The sequence below is a fragment of the Pseudomonas sp. BF-B-15 genome (assembly GCF_019946675.1).
Classification (GTDB): domain Bacteria; phylum Pseudomonadota; class Gammaproteobacteria; order Pseudomonadales; family Pseudomonadaceae; genus Aquipseudomonas; species Aquipseudomonas migulae.
The window spans coordinates 1-8,043 of the sequence record NZ_JAGYFZ010000162.1; the positions used below are offsets into that span (position 1 = coordinate 1).

Sequence of the window (8,043 nt, forward strand, 5' to 3'; positions counted from 1 at the left end):
TCATCAGGCCGAGCGTTAGCTCGCCTTCAGCTTTTGATCTTGAGGTACACGCCCCCTCGAGAGGCCGAGTGGAGGTTCTGCGCAGTGGGCAACCCGGCATGGATGCCGGGTTAGCCGCGCACGGCCAGGGATGGCCGATCGCGGCGGGCCCACGGAGCAGGACCGGAGCGAGGGCATGCCGAGCCTAGGCGAGGCACCGAACGAAAGGGGCAAGAGCGCTTGGTTACTTGGCGCTTCTCCAAGTGACTCGCCGTAAGGGCGAAACCGCCAGCCGCCATCACCAAATAATGGATATAAACGCAGTCAAAACCCGCGGTTAGCGCCCGAGCCTGTTACCAGCGGCCATAACCATGCGCAGGCCCATAATACCCGCGCGGCGGGCCGTAATAACCACGGGGAGGACCGTAGTAGACCGGCGGCGGGCCGTAATAACCCGGTTGTTGCACATAAACCGGTGCCGGCTGGTAATAAACCGGTGGCGGCTGCTGCACATAAACCGGCTGTGGCTGCACGTAAACCGGTTGCTGCACATAAACCGGCCGGCCGCTATTGATGATGGCCGAACCGACGATGGCCGAGCCAACGATCGCACCAAATACCGCTGGACCTTGCCACCCGCCACCGCCATGCGCTTCTGCCTGCCCTGCGATAGCAAGAGCACCGATCAGCAAGGCAACTGTGGGGATTTTACGGATCATGATAGTTCCTCGGTTCATCGACCCGGCGCTTGCGTCTGCAATAGACCCAAGGATTGTCGCGGGGATACTTCTAAGACAGCGTATTTCTGAAAATCAGCACAGCCGTTGGGTAAATTTTGTGTAAGGTCTGTACCGGCTTCCTTACCAACTTCGCTGCCACGAGCAGGTACGCGGATATGATCGATCAGAACGCGATGGCATGGCTAATCCCGTCCATCTGAAAGTGCAATTGAAGGAGATTTTTCATGCAGATGAACCCCAACAAAGACACCCAGTTGTGCATGTCCCTGTCGGGCCGCCCCGGGAACTTTGGCCTGCGATTTCACAATCATCTGTACGAACAACTTGGCCTGAATTTCTACTACAAGGCGTTCCGCAGCCAGGACCTGACCGGTGCCGTCGCAGGCATCCGCGCCCTGGGGATTCGCGGCTGCGGCGTGTCGATGCCGTTCAAGGAAGCCAGCATTGCGCTGGTCGATGAACTGGACGCATCGGCTGCCGCGATTCAATCGATCAACACCATCGTCAATACGGACGGCCACCTCAAGGCTTACAACACCGATTACATCGCCATCGCTCAGTTGCTGGAAACCCACCAGGTGCCCAAGGCGTCGACTTTTGCCCTGCGCGGCAGCGGCGGCATGGCCAAGGCTGTGGCCAGTGCATTGCGCGATGGTGGCTACCAGAACGGCCTGATTGTGGCGCGCAACGAGCACGCCGGACGTGCCCTGGCCGAATCGCTGGGTTATGAATGGCAAGCCGAACTGGGCAGCCAGCGCCCGCAAATGTTGATCAACGTGACACCGATCGGCATGACCGGCGGGCCTGAGGCCGATCACCTGGCGTTCGATGCGCAAACGATCGCAGCAGCGGAGACTGTCTTCGATGTGGTGGCGATCCCCTCGGAAACACCGCTGATCGTGCAGGGACGTGCCGAAGGCAAGCGGGTGATCACCGGACTGGAAGTGATCGCGATCCAGGCGCTGGAGCAGTTCGTGTTGTACACCGGCGTGCGTCCGACGCAGGAGCAGTTTCAGAAGGCGGTGGAATTCGCCCGCAGTTGAGGCCTTCCGCTATTTGTTGGCAGTACTGGCCTCATCGCGAGCGGGCTCGCTCCCACATTCGACCGAGTGCTTCCAGTAGAAATGCGATCAAATGTGGGAGCGAGCTCGCTCGCGATGGCTGCGACTCGGTATCCAGTCAGTCGCAGCAAATTTCCTATACTGCTCCTCAGCAAAACAAGACTTGCCACCCCATAAAACCGTGCCCGAGGTTTCCCATGCATCCCCCCATCCTCAACCTGCATCAGGTCGAACTCGAACCGCTGCCCGAAGCCCTCGCGCCCACCGGTGAAACCGCCGGCCGTTATCAACAGCGGATGGCTCGCGTCGGTCAGCAGCTGGGTGCGCAAAAGCTCGGTTATCGCTTGTACGTGCTGGAACCGGGAATGCGCGGCAGCCCGTTTCACAGTCATCGGGTCAACGAGGAGATGTTCTACGTCGTCGCGGGGGAAGGGGAGATTCGTCTTGGCGCCGAGCGTTTTCCGATCCGCGCCGGTGACGTGATCGCCTGCCCGCCGGGTGGTCCGGAAGCGGCGCACCAGATCATCAACACCAGCAAGGCTGAACTGCGCTATTTGGCGGTCAGCACCCAGCAATCGCCGGAAATCTGCGAATACCCGGACTCCGGCAAGTACGCGGTGATGGACGACTTCAAGGTCGATGCCGAAGGCAATGCCTCGGGCTTCGTTGCCATCGCCAGACAGGCCGACGGCGTGGATTACTGGGACGGCGAGTAGCACTTCCTTTGTGGGAGCGAGCGATGCGGCGATCCGACTTGCCCGCGAAAGCAATTCAACGTCCAACATTGTGTCGAATTGGAAATCGCCTTCGCGGGCAAGCCTCGCTCCTACAGGAGATCGTGGCGGTTACTCGAGGCGTGCCAGGCGCTCTTCCAGCGCTGCAATCCGCGCTTCGAGCTCTTCGATGCGTTCTACCGACACGCCGCTGCCGCCACCACGCTCCACCGGATTCTGTCGCGCCGCGAGGATCGCTTCGATGTCCGCCGGATCACCCAGCGCATGCATGTAGCGGTCTTCACGCTGCCCCGCCTGGCGCGGAATCAGCAGCGCCAGACCGCGCGCAATCAACCGTTCAAGCTGATGCACAACCTGCTCGGCATCTTCGAACTCATGCATGCGGCCGCTGCGGGTCAGCAGTTCGTTGACCGTCTGCGGACCACGCAGAAACAGCAGTCCCGTCAGAATCACCTGCGCCGGCACCAATTCCAGTGCCTTGTCGACCTTGTGCTCCCAGCGGTCGGCACGACTGCCCATCACCAGTTTGGCAAAGCCGCGACCTTCGAGGGCGCGCAGGCTCTGGCCGACCTGGCCCTGGGTGAGGTTCATCACCGGTTCACGGCTGGTTTTCTGGTTGCAGGCAATCACCAGGGCATTGAGGGTCAGCGGATAGGTTTCCGGGCTGGTGGCCTGTTTCTCGATCAGCGAACCCAGAATGCGGATTTCCGTGCTGTTGAGCCGTGGCTCGTCGAAGGTTGTTTCTTGCTCAATGCTCATGATGCTGCGTCCTTACCTGATTCATATTCTTCTTCAGCTGGCATGCACTTTAGATGGGCGGGCGCCAATGGCAACTGAATTCGTCGCGTCCCCCGGCAATGGTCATAAAAGCTACATCAATCCATAACGCGATTTTTACAATTCGACGGGCACCGTATGCATGGCCGCGCGATGACGGTCGCGCCTGAGGGGCGCGGCGTCAGAGCGTATCGACGACGTCACTGGCCTTACTGACTGCAACCTGGAGCAAGGCATGACGCTGACGTTGGAATCGACTGGCAATAATGCGCTGATTGGCGCGCACCTGCCATGACTGTACTGGTCACCGGCGCCGCGGGTTTCATCGGTTTTCACACGGTCAAGCGCCTGTGTGAGCAAGGCCTTGAAGTGGTCGGCATTGATAACCTCAACGACTACTACAGCGTGGCGCTCAAACACGCTCGGCTCAAGGAACTGAGAGCCTTGTCGGGCTTTCGTTTCCAGACGCTGGATATCGTCGACAAGCCTGCCTTGATGGCGTTGTTCAAGGATCACCGCTTCACAGATGTCATCCATCTGGCGGCCCAGGCGGGTGTTCGTTACTCGCTGGACAACCCGGACGTGTACGCGCAATCGAACCTGACAGGGTTTTTGAATGTGCTGGAGGCCTGCCGACACCATCGCCCGGATCATCTGATTTATGCCTCGAGCAGTTCGGTGTATGGCACCAACAGCAAGTTGCCATTCAGCGTCGAAGACGCCGTCGATCACCCGGTTTCGCTGTACGCGGCAAGCAAGCGCGCCAATGAGCTGATGGCCCACAGCTACTGCCATCTCTACGGGCTCCAGGCCAGCGGCCTGCGGTTTTTTACCGTGTACGGACCTTGGGGCCGCCCCGACATGGCGCTGTTCAAGTTCACCGAAGCGATCCTCAACGATCGCCCCATCGACCTCTACAACGAGGGCTTGATGTCGCGGGATTTCACCTACATCGACGACATCGTCGAAAGCATCGTCCGCCTGCGTCCACGCCCGCCGTTGCCGGAGAACGCCGGGGAGGGCGTCAACCGGATTTTCAACATCGGGCGCGGCACGCCGGTGGCGCTGCTGGATTTCGTCGAATGCCTGGAGGCGGCGCTGGGCCGGCCTGCCCGGCGCAATTTGATGCCGATGCAGGCGGGCGATGTGCACAGGACCTGGGCGGATGTGTCGGCATTGGCGCAGTGGGTCGACTTTCGTCCGCACGTGACGGTCGAGGCCGGCGTCGGGCAATTCGTGAAGTGGTATCGCCACTTTTATCAGCGCTGAAGCGTTGATCTTCGAACATAAAAAATTCAGGAAAACAGGGGCCTCCATGAGCCAGGACTTATTTGTATCCGTGCTGATTCCGGCAAAGAACGAAGCGAGCAATCTCACCGCGCTGCTGGAAGAAATCCGCGTCGCGCTGGCGGATGAAGCGTATGAAGTCATCGTCGTCGACGATGGCAGCACTGACACCACGTTGCAGGCGTTGCGGCAGACCCGGCAAAACGGGCTGAACACGCTGCGCATCCTGCAACATGAACGTTCGCTGGGGCAGAGCACGTCGCTCTATCACGCCGCGCTCGCCGCCCGTGGCCAATGGCTGGCGACCCTCGATGGTGACGGGCAAAACGACCCTGCGGACATCCCCGGCATGCTGGCGCTGGTGCGCCGTGAGCCGGCAGCCGCCGACCTGCAATTGGTCGCCGGGCACCGGGTCAACCGTCGCGACACTGCCAGCAAACGCTGGGCTTCGCGGTTTGCCAACGGGTTGCGCCGACGCATGCTCAAGGATCAGACGCCGGACACCGGCTGCGGGTTGAAACTGATCCAGCGTGCGGCGTTCCTGCGTTTGCCGTACTTCGACCACATGCACCGCTTCATCCCCGCGCTGATCCAGCGCCACAACGGCCGCATGCTTACCCACCCGGTCAATCATCGACCGCGCACGGCCGGCGTCTCCAAATACGGCAACATCGACCGCGCGCTGGTGGGGATTCTCGACCTGATCGGCGTCTGGTGGCTGATCCGGCGCACACGCCTGAACACCCGGCCGCAGGAGATCGAAGGATGAATTTGTCCCGTGAAACCCTGTGGCTGGTGGTCGGTTTCAGCGGCCAGATCGCCTTCACCGGGCGCTTTGTCCTGCAGTGGCTGTACAGCGAATACAAAAAACGCAGCGTGATACCGGTGAGCTTCTGGTACCTGAGCATCATCGGCAGCGCGCTGTTGTTCGCGTATGCCATCTATCGACAGGACCCGGTGTTCATCATCGGCCAGGCGTTCGGTTCCATCGTCTATTTGCGCAACCTGCAATTGATTGCCCGCAGCAAAACCTTGAAGGACTGACCCATGCGCCGAACCCTTTCACCCGGCGTCGAATGCCTGGGGCTGATGCTACTTGCTCTGTTGCTGGTCGGCGCAGGGCTCGGGTTGCGCCAGCCGCAGAATGTGGACGAGGAGCGCTTCCTCGGCGTGGCGCTGGAGATGCTGCATAACGGGTCGTGGTTGATTCCCCATCGCGCTGCCGAGATTTACGGCGATAAACCACCGATATTCATGTGGGCCGTGGCGTTTTTCACCTGGATCACCGGGATGCCCGCCATTGCCCTTTACCTTCCGGGGCTGCTGTCTGCCACCTCGGTCACGGCGATGCTCTACGACTTGGGTCGCAGGCTTTGGAACCAGCGAGCCGGTCGGACGGCCGTGCTGCTGTACCTGGCGACCTATCAGACCTACAGCATTTTGCGCACCGGCCAGATCGACAGTTTTCTGATTCTGTTCACCTCGCTGGGCCTGTACGGTCTGGTCCGACACCTGCTGCTCGGGCCCGCCTGGCGCTGGTTTTACGTGGGCTGCGCGGCGATGGGGATCGGCGTGATCACCAAAGGGGTCGGCTTTGTGCCGGCGTTGATGCTGATCCCGTATGCCTACGCGGTGCGCAAAGGTTGGTCCGGCGTGGTGGCGATGCCGGGCGAAGCGCGCAAATGGTGCCTGGGTGTTGTGGTGCTGCTCGGTGCCGTGGGCATCTGGCTGCTGCCCTTGGCGCTGTCGATCGTGCTCAATGGCGGTGCTGAGGAAATTGCCTACGTGCGGGAAATCCTGCTGCGCCAGACGGCGGGGCGTTATGCGGCCGCCTGGGATCACCGGGAGCCGTTCTGGTACTTCTTCGTCAGCGTCATTCCGCAATATTGGTTGCCGCTGGTGCTCGCGCTGCCGTGGCTGATCCCCGCCTGGCGCCGGCAATTACGCAAGCATGATGGTCGCGTGTTGGTGCTGCTGGGGTGGGTGGTGCTGGTGGTGCTGTTTTTCTGCCTGAGCAGCGGCAAGCGCAAGTTGTACATTTATCCGGCGCTGCCGGGATTGGTGTTGGTCGCTGCACCGCTGATGCCGTGGCTGTTCAAGCGTTGGTTCCGTCAACGCCAACTGGGGTGGCGGATTTTTCAGGGGGTGGCGGTGCTCTGGTTCACGCTGTGGTTCGCCCGAGGGTTCATCGAGCCGGTCAAGGACGGCGCCAATCCCCACGAGGCGTTGATGGCGCAGGCGGCGACCATGACTCGGGGCGCCGACCTGGTGTTGGTCAACTGGCGCGAGGGCCATTGGTTGTTCGCAAGGCAGCCGATCGTGCATTTCGGAATGATCGGTTCAACGGTCGAGCAGGCGGCGCAGTGGTTGCGTGAACATCCGCAGGCGTATGCGTTGGTGCCGGATGAACAGCTCGGTCAGTGCTTCAATCCGCAGGCTGCCCGCGAGTTGGGCGAGACCTCCCGGGCGCAATGGTCGATCGTCGGTGCCGACGCCGACAACGGCAATTGCCATCCTGGTCCGCCGGCCCATATCTATCGCTTCACCTGGGACCGTGCATCGCTATAATCGACCCCACGTTTCACTCCTGTCACCACACGAGACTGCCATGACCATTTCCCTGTACGACGCTTCCGTCCCTGTTTTCAAACAAATGCTCAACGCCCTGAGCGACGTTCTGAACAAGGCCGAAGCCCACGCCACCGCCAAGAACATTGATCCGAACGCTTTCTTGCAAGCCCGTCTGTACCCGGACATGTTCCCGCTGGTGCGTCAGGTGCAGATCGCCGTTGATTTCGCCAAGGGTGTTTCTTCGCGTCTGGCCGAGATCGAAGTGCCGAAGTACGACGACACTGAAACCACCTTCGCGGAGCTGCAAGCGTTGCTGACCAAGGTTCTGGCCTACATCGGCGAGATCAAGCCTGAGCAGATCAATGGCAAGGAAGGCATCGAGATCATCACCCGTCAGGGCACGCCGAAAGAGAAGCGCTTCAGCGGCCAGGCTTACTTGCTGAGCTACGGTCTGCCGCAGTTCTTCTTCCACGTCACTACCGCTTACGCGTTGCTGCGTCATAACGGTGTGGAAGTGGGCAAGCGCGATTACATGGGCGCGTTCTAAACCGCCCGGGTACAAAAAAGCCCGCCAAGGTTTGCGCCTTGGCGGGCTTTTTATTGTTCTTGTGGGAGTGGGGTTATGGTTTTTTGTCTGGGGACATATCCGTTTTTTCGGTTGCGGCGGCTATTGGTTTCGCCCTTACGGCGAGTCACTTTGGAAAAGCCCCAAAGTAACCAAAGGGCTTTTGCCCCTTTCGTTCGGTGCCTCGCTAAGGCTCGGCATGCCCTCGCTCCGGTCCTGCTCCGTGGGCCCGCCGCCATCGGCCATCCATGGCCGGGGGCGGCTAACCCGGCATCCATGCCGGGTTGCCCACTGCGCAGGACCTCCACTCGGCCTCTCGAGGGGGCGAC

The 8,043-nt window shown here is 60.7% G+C and carries 9 protein-coding genes; 7 read left to right on the top strand and 2 right to left on the bottom strand.

From position 1 onward, the window contains the following. Nucleotides 1–332: 332 nt before the first annotated feature. Entirely contained in the window at nucleotides 333–698 is a 366-nt protein-coding gene (locus KGA97_RS28335) for a hypothetical protein (RefSeq protein ID WP_008042817.1), read from the bottom strand. A 245-nt stretch (nucleotides 699–943) separates the two neighbouring features. Between KGA97_RS28335 and KGA97_RS28340 the strand changes: the two genes are divergently transcribed. Continuing rightward, the gene (locus KGA97_RS28340; RefSeq protein ID WP_192229171.1) at nucleotides 944–1,762 is read left to right on the top strand and encodes a shikimate 5-dehydrogenase; all 819 of its coding nucleotides are present in this window, start codon (nucleotides 944–946) and stop codon (nucleotides 1,760–1,762) included. Nucleotides 1,763–1,977: 215 nt separating this feature from the next. Further along, the gene (locus KGA97_RS28345; RefSeq protein WP_008042813.1) at nucleotides 1,978–2,496 is read left to right on the top strand and encodes a cupin domain-containing protein; all 519 of its coding nucleotides are present in this window, start codon (nucleotides 1,978–1,980) and stop codon (nucleotides 2,494–2,496) included. 129 nt (nucleotides 2,497–2,625) lie between these two features. On the opposite strand, the gene KGA97_RS28350 is transcribed toward KGA97_RS28345, so the two are convergent. Further along, the gene (locus KGA97_RS28350) at nucleotides 2,626–3,273 is read right to left on the bottom strand and encodes a YceH family protein (RefSeq protein ID WP_008030770.1); all 648 of its coding nucleotides are present in this window, start codon (nucleotides 3,271–3,273) and stop codon (nucleotides 2,626–2,628) included. Nucleotides 3,274–3,582: 309 nt separating this feature from the next. On the opposite strand from KGA97_RS28350, the gene KGA97_RS28355 reads away from it, so the two are divergent. Genes KGA97_RS28355 through KGA97_RS28375 form a run of 5 tightly spaced genes read left to right on the top strand, consistent with a single transcriptional unit; the run spans nucleotide 3,583 to nucleotide 7,696 of the window. Then, nucleotides 3,583–4,560: an NAD-dependent epimerase gene (locus KGA97_RS28355; RefSeq protein WP_223437866.1), complete on the top strand. Its 978-nt coding sequence runs from the start codon at nucleotides 3,583–3,585 to the stop codon at nucleotides 4,558–4,560. A 46-nt stretch (nucleotides 4,561–4,606) separates the two neighbouring features. Beyond that, complete coding sequence (locus tag KGA97_RS28360; RefSeq protein WP_223437868.1) at nucleotides 4,607–5,347, top strand: glycosyltransferase family 2 protein; 741 nt, start codon at nucleotides 4,607–4,609, stop codon at nucleotides 5,345–5,347. Beyond that, nucleotides 5,344–5,622: a lipid-A-disaccharide synthase N-terminal domain-containing protein gene (locus KGA97_RS28365; protein ID WP_008030764.1), complete on the top strand. Its 279-nt coding sequence runs from the start codon at nucleotides 5,344–5,346 to the stop codon at nucleotides 5,620–5,622. The genes KGA97_RS28360 and KGA97_RS28365 overlap by 4 nt, the downstream gene beginning before the upstream one ends. A 3-nt stretch (nucleotides 5,623–5,625) precedes the next feature. Further along, entirely contained in the window at nucleotides 5,626–7,146 is a 1,521-nt protein-coding gene (locus tag KGA97_RS28370) for an ArnT family glycosyltransferase (RefSeq protein WP_223481910.1), read from the top strand. A 40-nt stretch (nucleotides 7,147–7,186) separates the two neighbouring features. Beyond that, complete coding sequence (locus KGA97_RS28375) at nucleotides 7,187–7,696, top strand: DUF1993 family protein (protein ID WP_008030762.1); 510 nt, start codon at nucleotides 7,187–7,189, stop codon at nucleotides 7,694–7,696. The last annotated feature ends 347 nt before the right edge of the window (nucleotides 7,697–8,043 follow it).

Excerpts from the sequence above, each read along its gene's own strand:
- KGA97_RS28350 (WP_008030770.1), bottom strand. The coding sequence starts at position 3,273 with ATGAGCATTGAGCAAGAAACAACCTTCGACGAGCCACGGCTCAACAGC.
- KGA97_RS28335 (WP_008042817.1), bottom strand. The coding sequence starts at position 698 with ATGATCCGTAAAATCCCCACAGTTGCCTTGCTGATCGGTGCTCTTGCT.
- KGA97_RS28365 (WP_008030764.1), top strand. The coding sequence starts at position 5,344 with ATGAATTTGTCCCGTGAAACCCTGTGGCTGGTGGTCGGTTTCAGCGGC.
- KGA97_RS28345 (WP_008042813.1), top strand. The coding sequence starts at position 1,978 with ATGCATCCCCCCATCCTCAACCTGCATCAGGTCGAACTCGAACCGCTG.
- KGA97_RS28370 (WP_223481910.1), top strand. The coding sequence starts at position 5,626 with ATGCGCCGAACCCTTTCACCCGGCGTCGAATGCCTGGGGCTGATGCTA.
- KGA97_RS28340 (WP_192229171.1), top strand. The coding sequence starts at position 944 with ATGCAGATGAACCCCAACAAAGACACCCAGTTGTGCATGTCCCTGTCG.
- KGA97_RS28360 (WP_223437868.1), top strand. The coding sequence starts at position 4,607 with ATGAGCCAGGACTTATTTGTATCCGTGCTGATTCCGGCAAAGAACGAA.
- KGA97_RS28375 (WP_008030762.1), top strand. The coding sequence starts at position 7,187 with ATGACCATTTCCCTGTACGACGCTTCCGTCCCTGTTTTCAAACAAATG.
- KGA97_RS28355 (WP_223437866.1), top strand. The coding sequence starts at position 3,583 with ATGACTGTACTGGTCACCGGCGCCGCGGGTTTCATCGGTTTTCACACG.